Origin of the sequence: Bradyrhizobium erythrophlei, assembly GCF_900129425.1 — a bacterium.
GTDB lineage: Bacteria > Pseudomonadota > Alphaproteobacteria > Rhizobiales > Xanthobacteraceae > Bradyrhizobium > Bradyrhizobium erythrophlei_C.
Genome location: NZ_LT670817.1, coordinates 2,174,948 through 2,196,115, shown reverse-complemented (window position 1 = coordinate 2,196,115; position 21,168 = coordinate 2,174,948). Strand labels below are relative to the sequence as shown.

Sequence of the window (21,168 nt, the reverse complement as noted above, 5' to 3'; positions counted from 1 at the left end):
AAAAAGAAGCCCCGCGAAGATGCGGGGCTTTTCTTTCTTAAGCGCCTCGGTTGATGGCCGAGCCAGTCAGTGTTGACCCGCTTGGATCATGCATGATGGGGCCGAGAGTATTACCGGAAAAGTTCCTTGGCCTCGTCGCGATCCGGTGTGACGAGCCGACCGTGACGCCTGTGTAGGGGCGATCGACGTGACTACCAATGCTGATTCCGCCTCGCGCAAATGCAAAGGAGCTCGGTAGAGCGAATGCAATTGCCAGTGCGATTGTCGTAAGTTTCATGGTCTTGTCCTTCTCGTTTAGACAAAGAAGAACATGGTAAGTCTGTTTCATCATTCAATTAAAAGATTCTTTAGCGCGATAGGCCGCAAAGCAGTTCACATCTCGTAGAGCCTCAATGTTCCAGCAATCGTCTTCCATCGCGTGTCATTTGACTCTTTGTTTGCTGGACCTTGCCAGCTCGCTGGAGCGATACGCAATTCTCTTTGGGGCAGACTGCCTGAGTTGCTTCCATTCCTCTGCTTCCGCCAACCAATATTTCATCAGCGAGTATTCCATTTCTTTTCTGGCAAGCGCAGCTTGCTCACGGCACATGGCCTCCAACGCTGCGAATTGTTTTCTTGAATACATGCACTTTCCAGTCGTTACTCAGTCTACCCACCTTCTCATCGAGGCCAACTTACGATGCTGTAACGCGACTTGGTTCCCGGAGTATGTTTCCCGAATGTGTGCGTGGAGCTATCTTGGTCGTGCTCGGATTTATCGGCTTTGCATTTCGCCAAATAGGAACGTCGAACCCGATCACGAGCCGACGGAAATAGAGGCGGTGGAAAAGCGTTGAAACGCTCGGACCCTCGGTGATCCAAACCGCACAAAAGACTTTTTCGGCAGCAAGCACCGAGTCGAACGCGGCGACCGTGCTCAACAGCCGCTCGGAATTCCGAGAGAAAAAGACAGCAGTATTTTCTGTAGTGGTGAAGAGTTGCTTGCGAAAATAGCGCCCCGCGAGTTTCTGTTCACGAAACTATTTTGATCAGCCCCAAGACAACTGGAAGGCTAATCTTTCTGGAAGTTCAAGCGTTCCGGAAATTCGACAAGCCTAGAAATCGACCGCGACTTTAAGGCAGGCTTTCTCCAGCCGCTTTTTGAGCGACGCGAGTTTGCCGTTCAGTTCGTCCATCTCGCCGGCGCTGAATTCCGCGAAGATGAATTCGTTCAGGCTCTCCTGTTGCGAAGCCAGGCTTGCCAAATGCTTATAGGTCTTGTCTGTCAGCGACATCTTGACGACCCGGGCGTCCTCGCTCGAGGCCTGGCGGCGGATGAAGCCCTTTTTCTCGAGAAGTTTCGATTGGGTCGTGACGAACGACGGATCGACGTGCAGCCTCTTCGAAACCGCGTTGACCGCTGCGCCCTCGCCCTGGTCGAGATCGGCCAAGGCGAGGATCATCCTCCATTGTGATCCGCTGATGCCGAGGGTCTTGGCCCAGAAGTGGCTTAGCTGCTCCAGGTGCACACTGATCGATGCGATCTCCCAGGGAAATCGTCGAATGCCATACCAGTTATTCTCGGCGGACTCATTCATAGGGACCCTGCTCGGTTTCTGTTCATCCATCGAAAATTCCTTCATCGTGGACATCGTATCTCCTCAATGGACTTGCGCCGGCGCCAGCATAAGTTTCGCGGCGGCGATCGCGGCGGGCAGCGGAGTACGAATCGGTGGAATAGGTTCATTCAACGACCAGCCGCCTCCGAGCGCCTTGTAGAGGGCGACGAGGTCGTCGGCCGCCAATTGGCGCGTCGCGACATGGCGTGCTTCGAGATCGAATTGCTGGCGCTCGGCGTCAAGGACGTTCAGAAAATCTGTAAGGCCGCGATCGTATCGCTGCGTAGCGATCTGCGTTGCCTCGCGCGCCGCAACCAGGGCGCGATCAAGGCTTTTGAGCCGTTCGAGTTGCGCCCGGTAGGAAGTGCTGGCGTCGTCCACTTGCCGGACCGCCACCAATATCGCCTGCTTGTAGGCGACAAGAGCCTCGTGCGTTTGCAGGTCGGCGATTTCTATTTGCGCATCGAGCGCCCCGAAATCGAGCAAGGGCAAATAGAGCGACGGGCCAATCGATCCAATCCATGTGATGGGAGCGGCAGATGACGAACGTACGCCGCCTTGAGCGCCAACCGCGCCGCTGAGGACCACGGTCGGAAAGAGATCCGCCGTCGCCACGCCAATGCGAGCATTCGCCGCGGCGAGGCGACGCTCTGCCTCACGGATATCCGGGCGTCGTCGCAACAGGTCGACGGGCTGCCCGACGGGCATTTTAGTCGGCAGCGCCGGGATAGCACCGGGTTTTGCCAGTTCTTCGGCGAGGTCCTCGGGAAAGCGGCCCAGCAGGACCGAAATTACATGGCGACTTGCATCGATTTGCGCGGCGAGTGGCGCCTGATCGGCTTGCAGCGTCGCCAATTCACGCTGTGCCAGGCTTACGTCGATCGCGTTGGTCAATCCGCGGTCGAGGCGCCCTTGCGCGAGATCCACGTTGCCGCGCGCGGCAGCAATATTTTGACCGAGGACAACCAGCTGGCTCTGCTGCGCGCGCATGTCGAGATAGGACTGCGCGACGTCGGCGGCGACCGTCACGAGCGCCCAGTCGTGTGCGTCCTCAAAGGCCTCAGCATCAGCGGTCTGCGCCTCGATCTCCCGCCGGAACTTGCCTATAAGATCAAGTTCCCAGTTGGCGTCGAGGCCACCCGCTTCGTTAATATTGTTAAGATTTCGCGCGTTCTCCGCCGACCGCAGCGCCTGCGACACCCGGCCCTTGGTTTCGTCCGACCCTGTTCCGACGCCACCGCCGCCAGTCGCCCCGACAACCGGAAGCCCCTGACTGACAGCGATCGTCACCAGCGTTCGCGCTTCCTGGAGCCTGTCCAGAGCGACTGCGAGATCGAGATTGGATTCGCGAGCGCGAGCAACAAGCGAATCCAGCTCCCGATCATGAAGGGTCCGCCACCACTGGGTAAGGTCGACGCTCGCAGTCAATTGCGCCGCTGTCTCCCTTGCATGCGGGAGATACTGGACTGGCAAGAGCGTGGCAGGCGTTTGATAATCGGGTCCGACGGAGCAGCCAGCTAAAGCGACGATCGCCAGCGGACCCACGCGGATCCAATTTTTCATCCCATAAATCACGGCAGAGCTGACCAACGTAAGGCGGCGCGGCTGAAGGCACATCAGTATTTTCTTTATTGGACCGACGCGCTTTTTGTATCGCCTGAGCTTGTTTTAACTTTTTCGCCGGCAGCAATCTGACTGCTGAGATTGAGGGCGATTTTGTCGCCAACCGCGAGGTCGGAATCAATGGCGACGACGTTGCCATCGTCGCTGGCGATCATGACGTCCCTGAAGGCCACTGCGCCTGTTTCGTCGACGACGGCGACTTGCGGGCCGCCGGATCGATACAGCAGAGCGGCCGCGGGAATCTGGATCGAGGCGCCCCCCGTGAGTTCGAAATCTGCCTGCACGTACATGCCGGGAACGAGCGAACGGTCGGGATTCGGGATGTCAATTTCGACCCGAATCGTTCGTGATCCCGGATCAATCGCTTTCGCGGTCCGTGCAACTTTACCTTCAATATGCAAATTGGGCTGGCTACTGCTGGTGATCACAGCGGTCGCGCCCGGCCTCATGAGCTGCGCCGCGACGCTCTGAGGGGCATGGACGAAGATGCGCATCGGATTGTTTTGGGAAAGCTGATAGAGCGACGTCGTATTAGCGGCGCTTCCCGCCGTTACAAGATTTCCAATGTCGATGTGACGCTGAACGATGGTGCCGTCAAAGGGGGCCTTGACCTCCTTGAACTGGGTGAGCGCCGAAAGACGATCTATGTCGGCTTGTTCCAGCATCACTTGCGCGCGCGCTGCATTCAGCTCGGCGATTGCTTCGGCGCTGCCAGCCTTCTTGGACTCACGCTCCTGATCGGACACGACGCCTTTCGGGGATTCGCGCCAACGCTCATCGGTCGTCGCTGCAAAATCGGCCCGGGCCTGCTTGACCGCTACTTGTGCGATGCTGGCGTTGAGCTTGGCCTTTGCGGCGAGGAGTTCAGCGTCAAGTTCCGGCGTATCGATTATCGCGAGCGTCTGGCCCGCTGTCACGTTGTCGCCGATATCGACAAACCATTTGGTGACATAACCGTTCACCCGTGCATAGATCGCGGTCTCGTTCCAGGCGGCTGTCTCTCCGGGAAGCTTAAGTGGCTGCTTTCCAAGCGACCGACCGACGGTAAACACATCGACGGCGGGCGCCTCTGCCTCGTCCTTGCTAGTCGCATCTGCCAATCGCGCTTCCGCCGCGTTTTTCCCGCGAGAAACGAGAACAAAGCCGACGCCCAACACCATCGCGATCACAGCGATGAGGCGCAAGATCCTTGCCCCTGTCCCACGCGTGACGCGCGTCATCTGGCTGACTTCGTCGGGTTCTGAGGCGTTTGGATTGAGGTCTTTCGTCAGAGGCGTCATTTCAATTCCTGTCTGAAGCATAGCTCGGTATCCCGGCGAAGAATTCGGTAAACCACGGGCACGAAGATCATGGTTGCCGCCGTGGCGAACAAAAGTCCGCCAATGACCGCGCGCGCCAAGGGCGCATTCTGCTCGCCTCCCTCGCCCACGCCCAAAGCCATCGGGATCATGCCGAGAATCATGGCGGCGGCGGTCATCAATACGGGCCGTAACCGGGTGTAGCCCGCGACGATCGCGGCGGTCGCTTTGTCGTCGCCCGCTTCCATTCGCTGATTGGCGAAAGTGACGACAAGAATGCTGTTGGCAGCCGTCAGGCCGATACACATCAACGAGCCCATCAAGGCGGGGATGCTCAGATGCGTTTGGGTCAGAAACAACATCCACATCACTCCGCCCAATGTGAACGGGACAGCCGCCAGGACAATCAGTGGATCCACCCAGCTTTGAAAATTAATGACGAGAACGAGGTAGACGAGCACCACCGCCATGGCCATGCCGGAGAACAGCCCGTCAAAACTTTCGCGCATGGTTTCGACCTGTCCGCTAAGCGTTATGGTCGCGGGAGAAGCGGAGGCGGAGCGCTCTTCATCCAATACCTTATCGATCGCGTCCGCGGCGGACGCGAGGTCTCGGCCCTGAACGTCGGCATTGACGTCGAAAACCGGCCGGATGTTGAGCTGTGAAGCCACGAGCGGGACGTTCTTGCGTCCGAATTGGGCGACATTCATCAGCATTTGGTTCGACTTGCCACCGCCCGCGCTGATCGGCACACCGGCCAAATCCTGCGTCGAATTCACGCGATAGGTCGGCATCTGAACAACCAGCGGATAGCTCACGCTATTCTTCGGGTCGATCCAGAAATTGGGGGAGGTTTGAGCGCTTGAATTGGCGCTTACCAGGACATTCTTCGCGATTTCGTCGTCATTCACGCCAACCTGCTCGGCTAGTGTGCGATCGACGTCGATGGTCAAGCCGGGAGCGTCGGGAACCTGAAACACATGCGCGTCCACCACACCGGGAATGGCATCCAAGCTACGCGTAATCTTCTGCGCGAGCGCGTAGGCCTCGCCGCTCTTTGGCCCGGAAATCCTGACATCAATAGGCGCGGGCTGACCGAAATTGAGTACCTGATTGACGATATCTGCGGGTTGGAAGAAAAACTGCAATCCGGGAAAACGTCTCGGCAGATCATGCCGTAAGGCGGCGACATGAGCAGCCGTCGGGTTATGCTTCTGCTTTAAGGAAATCAGAATTTCCCCGTCCATCGGACCGACGGTCGCCGAATCGCTCAACGCGATATTGATACCGCTGTACGGCAGGCCAATATTATCCAGGATGACGCTGACCTGGTCCCGACCGACAATCTCGTAGATCGCGTTCTCGACTTCGGCGAAATAGCGCTGGGTCTCCTCAAGGCGGCTGCCGGCCGGCGCGCGAACGTGAAGCCTCATCTGGCCGGCGTCCACTTGAGGGAAAAAGTCTCTACCAAGCTGCGGAAAAAGAACTAACGAGCATGCCATCAACAGAAGGAAAAAAACGCTGGTGACACCCGCCCGCTGAACGCAAAGGGCGACGATGTTACGATAGCCTTCGCGCAGCCGGTTGAAGCCCTCCTCGAATCCGTGGTGAATCGCGCCAAACACATTGAACCGCGAGCGTGGTGACGCGGCCTGCGGGGAATGCCCCGCATGACCCTCAAGCGAAGAACGCATGAGAAACGCGAACAGGACAGGCACCAGCGTGAAGGACAGCGCAAGGCTGGCGATCAGCGACACGCAGACGGACAGCGACAAGGGAGAGAACAGATATTTGGCCGTGCCTTGCAGAAGGAACACCGGCACGAAGACAATGCAAATACATAGCGTCGAAAGCGCCGTGGGAAGCGCGACTTCTCCGGAGCCGTGAACGATGGCGTGTTGCAGCGAATCGCCGTCTTTGACGTGGCGCTCGATATTTTCAATGACGACCGTACTGTTGTCGACGAGGATACCGACAGCGAGCGCAAAGCCGCCGAGCGTCATCGTGTTCAAGGTCTGACCATCTATAAAGATCACGAGAATGGCGGTGATGATCGCGATGGGAATCGTGGCAAGAATAATGAGCGTCAATCGCCAATTGCCGAGAAACAGCAAAATCATCAACCCCGTCAATCCGGCCGCGATCAAGCCGCCCATCAGCACGCTGTTTAGCGAAGCCTTGACGAAAACAGACTGATCGAAAATCGCCTTGATGTTGACCCCGCGCGGCATAAGCCTTGCGACATCCGGCAGCGCTTGCTTGACGCCGTCGATCACTGCGAGAGTTGAGACACCGCCTGTTTTGCGCACCGTCATCAGGGCGCCCGGCCGACCGTCGACAGTGACCGAATTGGTTTGGACCTGAAAGCCATCATGAACATGGGCGACGTCGCGCACGAACACGGTCTGGCCTGTCACCTGCTTGACCGGAAATTGGTTGATGGCGGCGATCGCGTCCGGACTGTTGTTCATCGCGAGCGCATAGTCTTTAGGACCGATTTTGACGTCGCCGGAGGGAAGGATGACGTTCTGTTGCTGAATCGCTGTGGCCACGTCCGCGGGTGACAATCCGCGCGACGCAAGGGCGTGCTGATCAAGATCGACCATAATGACGCGGGGCTTGCCACCATAGGGATAGGGAACTTCCGCTCCATGGACGACCGCAAGATCGGGGCGGATGATGTTCTGACCCAGATCGTTCAACTTGGAGTCGGGAAGCGAACTGCTGGAAAGGCTAAGCTGTATGATCGGCACGTCCGTAGCGCCGTAGCGCAACACAAGCGGCGGCGTGATATTGGGCGGCATATATTTAAGAACGACAAGCGCGCTGCTCGCCAATTGCGAGATGGCGCGCGTCACGTTGGCGCCTTCGTGGAGGTACACTTTCTCGACGCCGACGCCCGCATAACTGGTCGCCTCGATCCGGCTGATGTCATCAACCAGCGAAGCGAGTTGTCGCTCATGCAAGGTCAAAATGCGATCGCGGATATCCCGCGCGCTCATACCGCTGTAGGTCCAGACGACGCTAACAACTGGGATGTCGATTTCCGGAAAAATATCGATCGGCATGCGCAGTGCAGCTCCAACGCCCATGAGGCAGATGAGAATCAGAGATGCGACGATTGTATAGGGACGCTTTAGCGCGAATGCTGCGAACCACATTGAGAACTTTCGGCGTTGAAGGTTACAACGCTGACCGCGTCCGAAGCGCCACGCGAAGATCGGATGCTACGAAAATCCCCATCAACATAATTGCCGCAAGAAGCATGGATCCAGTCATCGCGCATCTCCGTCCAGTTCTCGTTGCGCATAAGCGCTTCTAAGACTTTGACTCTGCTGACGCTCCTGATATTCCCCAACTCCTGGATATTGAGACTTCTACAACACCTCGGGAGAGACGCCTGCGGGGACTTGCGAGAAGACCACGCTGAAGCAAATTCGATGAGTTCGTCGGGGCCTCTTCGCCGAGGCGACTGTTCAGAGTGAGCGCAGGTGTAAGACAGCCGGAATATTCTTCGGCGCACTCCGTATCAGTGCCATAACGTCCACCCTCAATCCCGCTCCGGTTTTCCCGCTACGGAGATAACGTCACTTGAGATAAGCCTGATAAGCGTGCGGATCTTCGGCCACGCCCCGATTGAGCGGCGCTTGTTCCTGCCGATCCAGGATGCCCCGAAGCTGCTGAGCGATCACGCGGGCTATCTCACTTTGGAGCTTAAGCGTGTCGTGAATATCTCCTTCATAGCTTTGAGCCCAGATGTCCCTCTCTGTCGGCATCTCGATCAGCCGCGCGTTAATCCGAACATGATCGCCGGAAAGCAGCACGCTTCCTCTAACAACAGCGTCAACGTGCAGGTTTCGCGCGATCTCTCCGAGAGGTTGGCGCGGATTCTTGTAACCAATCGACAAGGCCGATGAGATTACCCGTAGCCGTTTGATCTGCGTCAGGTTCGTCACTATTTCGTCGGTCATGCCGTCAGCGAAGTATTGCTGCGACACGTCGTTGGAAAGGTTTTGCAGTGGCAGCACCACGATCGAGTGGATTGCGGGTGCGGGCTGCTTCCAGGGGACTAAAATCCAGGAAAGGGAGATGGCAAGCACAGGCACCATGCCAAAGAGCCGCCAGGTAAACGAACGCAGCTTGCGCCGAGGTGGTGTGCCGACGTCACTGAGACTTACAGGACCTGAGTCCTCCTGCACGGCGTCATCGCCGGTTACAGTTTCCGTTTGCTCGCCGACTGCGACCGTAACGTCGGCGAGAAACCTGTAGCCACGGCGAGCGACGGTCTCGATGAAGCGGGGATTTTCAGCTGAATCTCCCAATGCTTCACGGATCTTGCTTATTGCTTTGTTGACGCCGTGATCGAAGTCCACCGTCGTTTCGGGCCAAAGTTTAACGTGCAGTTCCTCCCGAGTTACCAGCACTCCTGGCTTTTCCAGCAGCATGGCCAGCAATTGAAATGGTTGCTCTTGCAATCTGACGCGCCTGCCAAGCTTTGTCAGTTCGCCAGTTCGAAGATCAGCCTCGAAAACTCCAAACTTCAGATTTCGAAGAGGTAGTTCAGTTTGCTGCATGATTGCTCAGTAACGTCTATGGATTCGGCGCGGCGCGAGTAACGATCACGAGCTTCGAACCGCAGGTGGATAGTTCATTCAGCAGAAGTCACTGCAAATCACAATCAAACTATCCGCGAGGTCCACCGAGATCACATGGAGCCCAGAACACGGAGCCCAGAATGATGAGCTTTCGCTTCATCATATATCGGAGGACGCACATAGATCCCGTTACACGCAGGCCACAGTAAATCGAGGCCGGCATTTCAACAATTTCCTCCCGATCATGAGCTTCTTACCAAGCGGGGACGCAACAAACGCCAGCGTCGACGCCCCCCATTTCGGAACGATCCTCCAGCGAGGCCAAACGCTTTCAGCTCCAAAGCTGCTTTTGGCACGCCGTTGTAAGCGGCCTTTATGAGTTCGCGCCGTAATCTCGCGCCAGGCAATTGCTCGGGAGTCGAGCGACATCAATTTCGTCATGCCGCACCATTCGCCAAGATCGTGGTAAGACGGCTACGCGCTCGGGCGAGCCGCGACATTACAGTGCCGATCGGCACCTTCGTTCGCGCAGAAATCTCGCGATAAGACAGCCCGTGGATATCGCGCAATATTACCATCTCCCGGAACGGATCGGGCAAAGCAGCAATAACCGTCTCCATGTCGGATTTGGCGATCACCGTCTTCTCGGAATCCGGGGCGGCCGGCTCTGTCTGCGCGACCTCGATACCTTCGAGATCATCAACCCCGAACACGGCCGTCGGACGGTTCTTGCGTATCCACGTATACGCGGTATTGCGCATGATCGCCATTACCCATGGGCGCGCGCTATTGTCCGCAACGTCGCCGACAGCACGGAATGCACGCAGGCAGGCTTCCTGCAAAGCGTCGTCGGCATCGGCGTGACTTCCCGTGATCCGGTAAGCTAGCGCGTAGGCATCCGCGAGATGAGGCAACACCAGCTTGGAAAACCGCGCGTGATTGTCATCCTGTGGGCTCGGTTTGCTCACCATTGTGTTTTTTTGTAGCGCACCGGACGAACGCCCAGCGCGAGCGAAGAAGGAAGACATGCAGCCTCCGAACGATAGACCAGTCCAAACCGTTCGCTCTGATAGCTGGAATGCCTATCGCTTCAATGGACCGCCGCTCCCATTGTTCTGAACAGCAAGTACCCTGAAAAATCGCCTCATCTCAATTATTTATCCATTGGTCATCCTCTGCGATTCTGCGGTCTTTGCAGAGACCGCACGGAGATTTATGCGCGTCAAAACACTTTGCGTCTTGCGCTGCTGCAACATGCTCGGAGTGCGGTTTCGATTCGGACTGAAAATATCGTGGCGTGTTTGTGGTCGAACTTCGACTCGGTGTCGGGACTATGTTCGACCGGCGAGCGTGATGAGCTGCACCGCGTTTACTCCTCTCAACCACGCGCCGTTCTTCCCGACGCAAGGTCCAAACGCGGGCGCAAGATCCAGTGATTCAGATGAACTTCTCTTAATCTTGAAACGTGCATCCGCTCGGCGCGAGGCACCGCTGCGCGCGGCTCGCGACAAAACTTCCGTGCACGAATACATTTCGCACTCTCGTTATCTGATCATCGGCATGAACTACTCGACTCACGTGGCTTGCAAATGGCGGCATGCCTGGCTGCGTGCGCATAACCTTCACACGGATGCGTTCTACAACCGCGCAAACGCCGAAGGTTTATTTTGGCGGCCTGCCCCGCTTTGCGAAGACCAACCCGTGCGCGTCGGCAACGCACCGAAGTAGACTTGCCAATTTGAGTGCCTCGTTGCGTTCCGGACCAGGAGGCATCAGGCGCGCAAGCTCCAGGGCGTCTACAGCGAGGGTACCCCAATCATACCTACCAGCTGAGCGCCGTGTTTCGTTGCTCATCGCTCCCAGAGTTCCTGCTAGTTCGTTGCTCATCGCTCCCAGAGCTCCTGCCTGCTAGCTCGTCTCGTTTAAGGTCATTGACAGTAAAGACTCCGGTTTGAGTGATGTTTATTCCCGATGTGCAGTACGACACGCAGTATTGCTCTCAACCCAGTCGCAGACCATCAAAGCTACTCTCGTTGTTTCAGTCGAAGCCATCTGCTGGAGCGGTTGGATCATCGCTGTCCCGGCACAGAGAACGGGTGATAGGCATCTGCTTCTCCCGCGATTGGCATCCGCGCACCGCCACTCACAGACGCCTCACAGTGGTGTGATTCAAATTCCTGCACTCCTGCACATTATTTTGATTGTTGAGAGGGGCGTAGGCATCGGTCAAAACTCAAAATAGTGTCTCAGCCGGGCATGACTGAGACACTTCTTGGAGGTCAAGCCAGCCGAAGGTCGCCGGCGGATTCAAAACTCTGGGATCTATTGGTGCGAGGCGCCTCCTTTCCTTCTGTTAGAGAGACTCGCCCGTCTTTTCAGATATTCCCAAGCCCCCGATCACTTTGGTTGCAATAGGACTGACCCAGCACTTCCCTGCCCAGCGTACAAATAACTCTTGAACAGAAATGGGCCGAAGGTGCGGTTCGTCGGCGGCCGCGAATCCCCTCAAAACAAAACGGCCTCAGCTTCGGGAAGGAAACCGCGGCAGCGATGCTGGACAGATAAACATCAGTTTGAAATGAGGGCTTCACGCGCGCCGTGGGTGCTCATCTAAACTCACGAACAGAGTAACAATTCGGTCGATGAATTGTGATCTCTCGTGAATGGTTAGATTGTCCGTATTATTTCCGCACCCCAACGAGCTGACGCTTACGGAGATAAATCTATCCCCGGCTCAGTCTCCTGATCGAATCGGATTGTTCGCTATCTTTTCGACTCTAAGGGCTTGGCCCCGCTCGTCGGACCGCAAGCCCAGACCAATGTCTGCCACAACTCGGGGTGCCGCGGTGTGTGTGCGCCATCCACATCGGGGTCCTGATGCGGGAATCTATTTAGCCTCTCACCTTAACAAAACGTAATCCGAACACGGGGAATAAAATAGACGGTCCGGCAGCGAATAGTTCCTATCTGAAATGCAATGTTCAGGTCGTTGAGAGATGGTGTTGCCGCTATCCCGTTACGACAGGACGCTAGATATTTCCTCGCCGCGGTCCACTTGGCAGCTACTGTCATTCTCAATTGAGGACAGGCCCTAGTCTAGCAGATCAGCACGTCATGTCGGTATTGGTGCCTACAGACAGCTTTCGCTAGGGTAGCCTGACAGCAGAGGGAAGAACACGAGCGCGATAGTGCGGAGGGTAGAAGTCATCTATGCGAGCGCCGGTCTGGATGGGGAACGGCGATCTTGCGTGTTCTGCTTTATCGCTGGGACCAGCGGGTAGCCTCGGTCATCGCGGTCAAGGGAAAGCCCCGTCCGTTATGAGGGGACGGGGCTTTTTGGATTGCGCCCCAGGACTGCGGCAACAGTGCCGGGCACAGTTAATGAGTTCGGCGCGGTGTCTGGATCACCGCGCCGATGCGCTCAGAAGGAGTAGCGCACGCCGAACGTCGGATCGATGTTCGACGCTGTCGACTTGCCATTAGTCCCAATCACGGCACCGGTCGCGCTGAGGACCGAGGTCTGGACGGAGCCAGCCGCCAGGCCGTTCGTCATCTGCGAGTACTCCACGCCGGCATAGACGTCGAGGTGCTTGTTGAAGACGTAGTCCGCCACGAACGACACGGCATCGAGCGTTCCGCTGCACATGGACGAAATCGTCGTGGCGCATCCGGCGACGGCAGGTGCCGTGCCGAACGCATTCTGGATTTCATGATAGTAAGCAGCGATCAGGGTCAGATGCTCGGTCGCCTGCCACTTGCCGCCGATCCACATCATCTGGAGGACCTTGTCCGTCGGGAACGCGGTGTTGCTCACCGTGCTGAAGGTGTAGTCGTAGTTGTTGGCGAAGCCCACCGGCACGGGATTGGACGGATTGGCGAAGTCGATGTTCTCGTAGCCGCCCAACACCTCGAACCTGTCCCACTTGTACTTCGCGGTAAGCATCCACTCGACGTTGTCGGAGATCGTTGCCGCCAGTCCAGTCGCACCGATATTCAGCGGGCTGGGGCTTAGAGGCGACGCCGACACCATGCCGCGGATCTTGGCGGCCGTGCCGTCGACGCTGAACCCCAGGTAGTTGAAGCCGATGTTGCCCTGGAGGTCGTCGTGCACCCAGGACGTCGTGTCGCCGCCGCCGTAATTGCCGACCTGGTAGATCACGCCGGCATGAACCGGGCCCTGGCTCCAGGTGTATTTGAGCGACTGGTCGAGCCGACCATCCTCGGTCGAGCCGCCGCCCGCCCACGTACCCGAGAATCCGATCGGCGAAAACGCGTAAGACCCGCCCATCGGGTCATAGCCAAGGATCTGATCGAGCGTCAGCGCGTTGTTGCGGCCAATGGTCAGGGTGCCGTAGGTCGGAGACGACAGACCGACATAGGCCTGGCCGTTGAGGGCCTGGCCGTTGCGGCTCGAATCGCCGTTCGCCGAGCGTAAATTCAGCGGAATGCCGTTGTTCTGCACCATTGATCCTTCGCCGTTGGCGAGCTGGCCGGCCATCGGATTGAAGCCGGTTTCAACCTTGAAGATGGCATCCAGGTCGGGAAGTACTTCGAACGCACCCCTCAAGCCGATAGTCGACTGCGACATGGCGTTGGGCGAGGCGGTCCACATCGCCCGGTTGCTGCCCGCGCTCACCAGATACTGCGCACCCGTGGGGAAGGCGCCGTTGAACGGCTGACCATGCGACTGCCAGCCAAAGCCGCCATCGATGATGCCGTAGAGGCAGACGCGTTTCCAGCACAACCCATCGTCGACCGCCGCGGCGGGATGGGCCTTGACCGGCATCGGCAAGTCGGCTGCCTGCGCGTTCATGAAACGCTGCGTGGTGTTGGTCTCGATGGCCTTCTGGCGCTTTTCGATGACAGCGAGGCGCTTGGCTAGCGCGTCATTTTGCTGCTGGAGTGTCTTGGCCTCGGCCTTGAGGTTCGAAACCTCGTCGGCGTATGCCGCACCAATCGGCAAAGCCATGAATCCCGCAGCAACCAGAGCCGCGGGTAGATACTTCTTGCGCATGAGAAAAACCCCTTAGGATGAATGCCGGTCGACCGACGGGCCCTCGTGTAATCCGCGGCACCATCAAAATCCTGTGATGGTTCTGCAACTACCGACAAAATTGAAACTGGGGATCGCTGCTTCTGCTCACACACGCGCTTGCGCCAGCAGTGTCCTTGCTGCGGGATGCCAACAGATCAATTTCAGCAAGCGTTTTGAGGACGTGTATCGTCGACTATCGGCTTAGGCCAAGGAGTCTAAATTTACTTTTATTTCCTTACGCCCCGACTTGAACGTCGCCATATTTTCTTCGCGTGGCCTGAGCTTGCGGCATCATGACAAATGACGGAGATCGAGGGAGAAAGATAATGCGAAAGACAATCCTTGGCTTGCTTGGCTTGACTTTGATTGTCGCGTCGATGGCAAATGCAGCCATGGCGGCCCAGCACATCACCCGACACCACAAAACGTACGCGATCAAAAGGGTTCCGGATGTTCTTTGGCCGAAAGATCAGAATCCCTTTGGCACGGCCAATCCCTGGCCGTCGGGAATTCAACCTGACGATTGGCGCCAGAGCGTCAACATCCGGTGGACGGCGCCTCAAAATTTGCGGTCCAGTCCAGAGGTCTCGAGAGTTTAGTGCTGACGGCGACATCCGCACCTGCGCGCCTATAACGGAGCCTCGGATGACGACTCCTGCCGGGGAGACTCGCGCGCGATTTCGAAAATTCCCGATCTCGCGAGGATTAACAATGTATGAAGATAATTTATGAGCACCCACGCAGCGGTTCGCTCATAACCCGTGGCTCGCGTTTTTATAAAATTATTGGCGTCCGCGGGAATATCGCCAGAATTATTTGCATCCTCGGGAATATCGCCAATCAGAAGCGAGTCCTTCGGTCAGGTGGCCCATGCACCTGCGCACGGGGTCAACAACCTGGAAGGATTGGAAGATGACCAAATTCAAACTTCTTGCAGTAGCCGCGATTTTGTCATCGGCGGTCGCAACCCCTGTAATTGCACAGCAAGCTGTCCAAGAACCGGGCGCACAGGCTTTTTACCAGAGCTTGGGCGTCGGATCCCATGATAACGGGCCGACGAGTGCTATGGCGTCGGCACACGGCGATTCGTACGCGGCGATGCCGGCAAAGCACATCTTGGCGAAGCCGCGCGTCAAGCATCACAAGATGTGACAGGACTGGAATTAGATCGATCGCGTCCAGCGCGGACGGGCGGTGCAATTTAGCGTATGCGTGCAAGCGGATGCGTGCTTTCTTCGGGTATGATGGCATTCGCCATTGCACTAATAAGCATGACTCCATTCTACGTAAGAAATGGCTTGTCTCGGACCGCTGACAAATCCCGCCGATTTTCGGCGGGATTTGTTTGACGATGGGTGTGAAGATGCCCGTGTTGGGGTCGTGGGTGGGCTTAAGCGCTGGGCTGCTGACTCACAAGCACGAAGCCAACGCCTTGTTGCTTTATCATGGCAACGCGCGTTTCTCCGCGGCCATCGTATCGGGTCGCGATGCGGCGAAATTCCTTGATCCTATTGTAGAGGCGTTCGATCAGGTTGCACTTCGGTAAATGGCCCTGCCGTAGGGAATATCGTCGGCCCGGCCCGATTTCGACGGGCCTCATGCGCCGCCGTGACCGCATCCATCGGGCGACCCCAAACGCGCCTGCCTGCGCCGGCGATTGAACCGACCGTCGTATACGGGCCATAGCGCTGCGGCCGCCATGGCGCCTGCTCGCAAAACCCGGAATATTTCGTTCAGCCCCGTCCGTCGCAGCGCTCCCCTTGGCTTGCTCGGTGGCAACGGCTCGATGCCACTCTTTGCATGCTCGGGAATATTCAGACCTCAACCTGAGTCTTCCAATCACAGACGGACATGCGTCCTAACGCGAATTTGGGGGCGCCTCCGCTGGCGCGGGGGAACAGAACGATGACGATCACATACCATCCGGCCGCGCTATTGCTCGTGCTGTCACTCGCGACATCAACGACAACTCAGCAATCCCCCCACAAAAAGCGGCACCACCCGAGGACACGCATACAGCACCGAAGGCCACGAGAGCGTAGCTCCGCCCTGGAGTGCCGCCTGCATGACGGACCACGGGCCCAGCGAATGCGGCGAGCCCATGATCTATGGCAGCAGTAACGGCAACGCGCACGCGCGAAGCACAAATGGATTCTGACGCGTAGCCGCCTGTTGCGAGTCAAGCAGGTCAAACCAGGAGTGACAAAAGTTGAAACAGCACCGTCTCCCAGCAAGTCGTCTCTTTAACTACGTAATGCCATCGATGCGCGAAACATGGGGCAAACTCGTATTCAATCTACAGGCGCAAAATCGCTTCGGCAGGAAGGCGCGACTTTCGTCTCTTGCAGCGCTCTCATTGGGTATCGCTGGCTCTTTGTCCCCTGGCGCTGCTTCCGCTCGCGAGTTTCCGTGGTGCATGTCGCGGGAAGGCTCCCTCGATTGCGCCTATACGACGCATCAGCAATGTCAGTCGACAGCATCGGGCATCGGCGGATGCGAATTGAATCCGCGTTTACTCTTCCCGAATAATCCAGGCCGTCCCGAGGCGAAGTCTAACAATCAGTCTGGAGAGCAGTTGAGCAGGATGTACTAAAAAATGTGATCCTGAAGCACTTCCGGTTTATCGACCCGCGGGCCTCGCTAGTGCGGCCCGCGGCGGAATTGTGAGGGCAAACTGCTCCTACGTGCACGCGGCATCGTCGACACAGCTACTCGACGGTTCTGCGTTGCAGATATCAGCTCGCCTGGCGATCGCGGCGGCTCAACCGCGTTTGCTCGGATGGGCTGATGAGGTTCCAAACCTCCACGCGGCCGAGGCGGCGGCCATCGCTACGGTTGGTGGCATCATCGCCATTGGTGGCGATTTAAGCGCCTTAAGTCGATGAGGCCACGACGCGCAGGTATCGATTGCCGCGCATCGATATCCTGCCGTGGATCCTTCCCTGCTGGCCTCCCCTACCCCCATCTGAGGGCTGCCGCTTGTTCCGATCGAGTGTTGCGGAAAAAGATCGTGCTGCCGGGACCCCTCGATTGACGATCTCTTTCACTACAAACGGCGCGCCTTCCAGCGAGGCTGCTGATGGCCGCTTCTGGCACGAATGGGAAGTATCGCGACGTTCGCTCTATTGCCGACTCCGGGAACTAACACAGACATCCCAAAACCAACTTGAATGGCCCGACGTATAGTCCGCCCGTCCGTTGGCCTTCGAGAAGAGCGACGATTAAGCACTCCAAATTGCCGGTCTCGACCGGCGAGAGCGATCGCCTCAATGGCGCCGGGCACAGCAGGGATGTCAGCGCCGAAACGGACCATTGCCTCACGCCGGTTTGGACTCCGGGAAAGCTCTGCATGCGCTACCTCCCCGCAGAGTCGAGCCGCACGTGCAGCATCGTGGCCTAACAACGTTTAAGCGAGCTCCCACAGCAAACTTTGCGGATGGTGCCGACATTGCGCAATGCCCAACGTGCGATCGTGCCGGGTCGACGGCGATTCCATTTCGTACCGATCCACAGTTCGCCGGGGCAACCAACGAGCAGAAATGACCCCGAACGCCGACTGGTAGAAATGGCCAGGAGCGAGAATAACGGGCTTGGTCCCACGACCAGTAAGAACAACGTGAGCAATCCTAAACCACTATTTAATGGTGCAACTAGAACCGTGATCTAGATCATCCACCGAGGCGACATCACGCGATCCAGGCGTCGGTTGGACGGTGGACTGCCCACTTTAATGCACTTTTTGCAGGGCAATTTCGCTCTCAAGAATATACCATACAGAAAGAGCAATCGTTCCGCGGTCCAGAGGGGGCTTTTCGAATGTGGATTGTTCAGTTAGCCCTCAGGCGGCCCTACACGTTCATCGTGTTGGCATTTCTCATTGCAATCTTCGGTTCTTTGTCGGCGCTGCGAACGCCGACTGACATATTTCCCAAAATCAATATTCCTGTCGTCAGCGTCGTCTGGACTTATTCCGGGCTGCTGCCGAAGGACATGTCCGACCGGGTCATCTACTATTATGAGCGCCAGCTGACCTCGCAGGTCAACGGCATCCAGCACATGGAGTCGCAGTCTCTGAGCGGCTACGGCGTCGTCAAGATCTTTTTCCAGAAAGGCGTCGACATCGGGGCCGCGCTCGCTCAGGTGACAGCCGTCTCGCAGACCGTGCTGAAACTTCTGCCGGCCGGCATCACTCCACCCTATGTGCTCAGCTACAACGCATCGAGCGTTCCGATCCTCAATCTTGCGCTCTCGAGCAAGAAACTTCCCCAGGATAAGCTATTCGATCTTGGCCAAAACTTCATTCGCCCGCAGCTCGCAACTGTCAACGGCGCTGCCCTGCCTTCGCCCTATGGCGGCAAAATTCTCCAGGCGCAGGTCGACCTGGATCAGCAGGCGATGCAAACGCACAATGTATCTGCCGAAGATGTCGTCAACGCGATCTCCGCGCAGAACCTGGTTCTTCCGGCTGGTACCGAGAAAATCGGCAAGTTCGAGTGGAACGTCAATCTCAATGCAAGTCCCACCCTGCTGGATCACATTAACGACCTCCCGCTGAAAAAGGTCGACGGCACAGTCATTCATATCCGCGATGTCGCCTATGCGCATGACGGCGCGCCGCCGCAGACCAATATCGTCCGCGTCAATGGCGCGAGGGCCGTGCTGATGTCGATCCTGAATGCCGGGTCGGCCTCGACCCTGGACATTATCGCCGGCATCAAGGCGCGACTGCCCAGGATCGAGGCGGGCATGCCGCCCGGACTTGACCTGCAGATGGTGGGAGATCAATCGCCCTTCATCAGGGCCGCCGTCTCCGGCGTGGTTCGCGAAGGCGTTATTGCCGCGGCATTGACCGGCTTGATGATCCTGCTGTTCCTCGGAAGCTGGCGCTTGACCATCATCGTCATGATCACGATCCCGCTCGCTATTCTGTTCTCACTCACCGCGCTGTCTTGGCTGGGCGAAACGATCAATATGATGACGCTCGGGGGACTCGCGCTTGCGGTCGGAATACTGGTCGATGAGAGCACCGTTACGCTCGAGAACATCGAGTGGCATCTGGAGCAGGGCAAGCCGCTTGAACCGGCTATCCTGGATGGCGCCCAGCAGATTGTCGTTCCGGCCTTCGTCACGCTGGTCTGCATGTGCATCGTGTTCGCGCCGATGTTCCAGCTTGGCGGCGTGGCCGGCTATCTGTTCCGGCCGATGGCGGAAGCCGTCATTTTTGCCCTCATCGGGTCTTTCCTGCTGTCCCGAACCCTGCTCCCAACGCTGGCCAAGTACTTAGTACGGGTACCGCATCTGGCTCACGGCGCTGGAGGTCCGGCCGCTCCATCGCGAAATCCGCTGGAGCGTTTCCAGCTCGGATTCGAGCATCGGTTTGAGCAAATCCGTGACCGCTACCACCGACTTCTCTCGGGCGTTCTCGGGCGTCCGAAGTTGTTTGCCGCGGGGTTCCTGGCTTGTACCGTGTCGTCGTTCGTCCTGGTGCCATTTCTCGGGCAGAATTTCTTTCCGTCGGTTGATTCCGGGCAAATCCTGATCCATGTGCGCACGCAGGTCGGAACGCGAATCGAGGAAACCGCGCGCCTATGCGACGAAGTCGATCAGAAAATTCGCCAGACGATTCCGCCGGATCAACTCGCGAGCGTGGTGACCAATATCGGATTGCCCATCAGCGGCATCAACGTCGCCTATAGCAACACCGGCACGATCGGTCCGTCCGACGCGGATATTCTCGTCTCGCTGCACAAGAACCACACGCCGACGCCGGCCTACGTCAAGCAACTGCGGACCCTGCTGCCGCGGACATTTCCCGGCACAACCTTCTCATTCCTGCCGGCCGACATCGTTGCGCAGATTCTCAATTTCGGCCTGCCGGCGCCGATCGATCTGCAAGTGATCGGAAACAAGCAGGAGGCCAACTACGCTTACGCGACCGATCTCCTCAAGCGGATCCGCGAAGTCCCCGGGATTGCCGACCTGCGCGTCCAGCAAACCTACAGCTATCCGCAAATCAACGTCGCGGTCGATCGGACGCTCGCGGACGAGGTTGGCCTGAGCCAGCGCGACGTCGCCGACAGCCTTCTGGTCACGCTGTCCGGCAGCGGTCAGGTCAAACCGAATTTCTGGCTCAATACCAAGAACGGCGTGTCCTACCCGATCGTAGCGCAGATGCCGCAGTACCGGATCGACACCATGTCCGATCTCGCCAATGTTCCGCTCACGTCCGAGAAATCCGGAACGCCGCAATATCTCGGCGGGCTGGCCGACTTTTCCGTTGGTCCGAGTGCGGGAGTCGTATCGCATTACGACGCTCAGCCGGTGATCGATATCTACGCCGCCACGCAAGGACGAGATCTTGGCGCGGTCGCCTCCGACATCCGCCGCATTATCAGCGAGACCAAAAAGGAAGTCCCGCCCGGCTCCTATGTGGCGCTACGCGGGCAAGTCCAGACGATGACGAGTGCCTATGACCAGCTCTATCTCGGCCTGCTCGGCGGGATCGTGCTGATCTATTTGGTGATCGCAGTCAATTTCCAGTCATGGCTCGATCCGCTCATTATCATCTCGGCACTGCCTGGAGCGCTCGCCGGCATTGTCTGGATGCTGTTCATCACCGAGACGACGTTGTCGGTCCCTGCTCTGACGGGGGCCCTGATGTGCATGGGCATTGCGACGGCAAACAGCGTTTTGCTCGTCAGTTTCGCGCGCGAAAAGCTCGAGGAAGGTTTGGACGCGACCGCCGCGGCGCTCGAAGCCGGGTTTACCCGTCTCCGACCAGTGATGATGACCGCCCTCGCGATGGTCATCGGCATGATGCCCATGGCACTCGCGATGGGCGACGGCGGCGAGCAGAACGCTCCGCTCGGGAGAGCCGTGATCGGCGGCCTACTTATTGCAACGTTGGCCACGCTGTTCTTTGTTCCCACGGTGTTCAGCCTCTTGCATCGCCGCCACAGTCATGCGCCCGAGGGCAGACCGGGTTCCGAACTGCTGGCTGAACCTACCCCCTGAATGGG

At 57.8% G+C, this 21,168-nt stretch carries 13 protein-coding genes and 1 pseudogene; 5 read left to right on the top strand and 9 right to left on the bottom strand.

Annotated features, from left to right (window positions below):
- Positions 1-421 precede the first annotated feature (421 nt).
- The 7 genes from B5527_RS43685 to B5527_RS10280 all read right to left on the bottom strand — a co-directional run bounded on the left by B5527_RS43685 (position 422) and on the right by B5527_RS10280 (position 10,142).
- The gene (locus tag B5527_RS43685) at positions 422-625 is read right to left on the bottom strand and encodes a hypothetical protein (protein ID WP_154072143.1); all 204 of its coding nucleotides are present in this window, start codon (positions 623-625) and stop codon (positions 422-424) included.
- A gap of 469 nt (positions 626-1,094) precedes the next feature.
- Entirely contained in the window at positions 1,095-1,577 is a 483-nt protein-coding gene (locus B5527_RS10305; protein WP_172842829.1) for a MarR family winged helix-turn-helix transcriptional regulator, read from the bottom strand.
- A gap of 63 nt (positions 1,578-1,640) precedes the next feature.
- Positions 1,641-3,161, bottom strand: coding sequence for an efflux transporter outer membrane subunit (locus B5527_RS10300; protein ID WP_172842533.1), 1,521 nt, complete (start codon positions 3,159-3,161; stop codon positions 1,641-1,643).
- A gap of 65 nt (positions 3,162-3,226) precedes the next feature.
- Positions 3,227-4,501, bottom strand: coding sequence for an efflux RND transporter periplasmic adaptor subunit (locus B5527_RS10295; RefSeq protein WP_245332569.1), 1,275 nt, complete (start codon positions 4,499-4,501; stop codon positions 3,227-3,229).
- Positions 4,498-7,680, bottom strand: a complete 3,183-nt coding sequence (locus tag B5527_RS10290; protein ID WP_079601188.1) for an efflux RND transporter permease subunit — start codon at positions 7,678-7,680, stop codon at positions 4,498-4,500. Before B5527_RS10290 ends, B5527_RS10295 begins: the two co-directional genes overlap by 4 nt.
- A 426-nt stretch (positions 7,681-8,106) precedes the next feature.
- Positions 8,107-9,093, bottom strand: a complete 987-nt coding sequence (locus B5527_RS10285; RefSeq protein WP_079601187.1) for a winged helix-turn-helix domain-containing protein — start codon at positions 9,091-9,093, stop codon at positions 8,107-8,109.
- 458 nt (positions 9,094-9,551) lie between these two features.
- On the bottom strand, positions 9,552-10,142 hold the full coding sequence (locus tag B5527_RS10280; protein ID WP_245332568.1) for a sigma-70 family RNA polymerase sigma factor: 591 nt from the start codon (positions 10,140-10,142) through the stop codon (positions 9,552-9,554).
- A gap of 325 nt (positions 10,143-10,467) precedes the next feature.
- Between B5527_RS10280 and B5527_RS10275 the strand changes: the two genes are divergently transcribed.
- Positions 10,468-10,842, top strand: coding sequence for a hypothetical protein (locus B5527_RS10275; RefSeq protein WP_154072141.1), 375 nt, complete (start codon positions 10,468-10,470; stop codon positions 10,840-10,842).
- 1,693 nt (positions 10,843-12,535) lie between these two features.
- Here the strand turns inward: B5527_RS10275 and B5527_RS10270 are convergent.
- A complete protein-coding gene (locus B5527_RS10270) occupies positions 12,536-14,128 on the bottom strand; it encodes a porin (RefSeq protein ID WP_079601184.1) in 1,593 nt (530 codons plus the stop codon).
- A gap of 347 nt (positions 14,129-14,475) precedes the next feature.
- Here B5527_RS10270 and B5527_RS43680 point away from each other — a divergent pair, with 347 nt between their 5' ends.
- Positions 14,476-14,748 carry a hypothetical protein gene (locus B5527_RS43680; protein ID WP_154072140.1) on the top strand — a complete coding sequence of 91 codons (273 nt, stop codon included), beginning with the start codon at positions 14,476-14,478 and terminating at the stop codon, positions 14,746-14,748.
- A gap of 313 nt (positions 14,749-15,061) precedes the next feature.
- Complete coding sequence (locus B5527_RS10265) at positions 15,062-15,301, top strand: hypothetical protein (protein ID WP_154072139.1); 240 nt, start codon at positions 15,062-15,064, stop codon at positions 15,299-15,301.
- A 248-nt stretch (positions 15,302-15,549) separates the two neighbouring features.
- Here the strand turns inward: B5527_RS10265 and B5527_RS45270 are convergent.
- Positions 15,550-15,967 (bottom strand): annotated as a pseudogene (locus B5527_RS45270) (hypothetical protein); the annotation flags it as partial.
- 436 nt (positions 15,968-16,403) lie between these two features.
- Between B5527_RS45270 and B5527_RS47585 the strand changes: the two are divergent.
- Together B5527_RS47585 and B5527_RS10250 are read left to right on the top strand one after the other, a co-directional pair.
- Positions 16,404-16,742 carry a DUF3551 domain-containing protein gene (locus tag B5527_RS47585; RefSeq protein WP_079601181.1) on the top strand — a complete coding sequence of 113 codons (339 nt, stop codon included), beginning with the start codon at positions 16,404-16,406 and terminating at the stop codon, positions 16,740-16,742.
- 1,223 nt (positions 16,743-17,965) lie between these two features.
- A complete protein-coding gene (locus B5527_RS10250) occupies positions 17,966-21,163 on the top strand; it encodes an efflux RND transporter permease subunit (RefSeq protein ID WP_079601180.1) in 3,198 nt (1,065 codons plus the stop codon).
- Positions 21,164-21,168 lie beyond the last annotated feature (5 nt).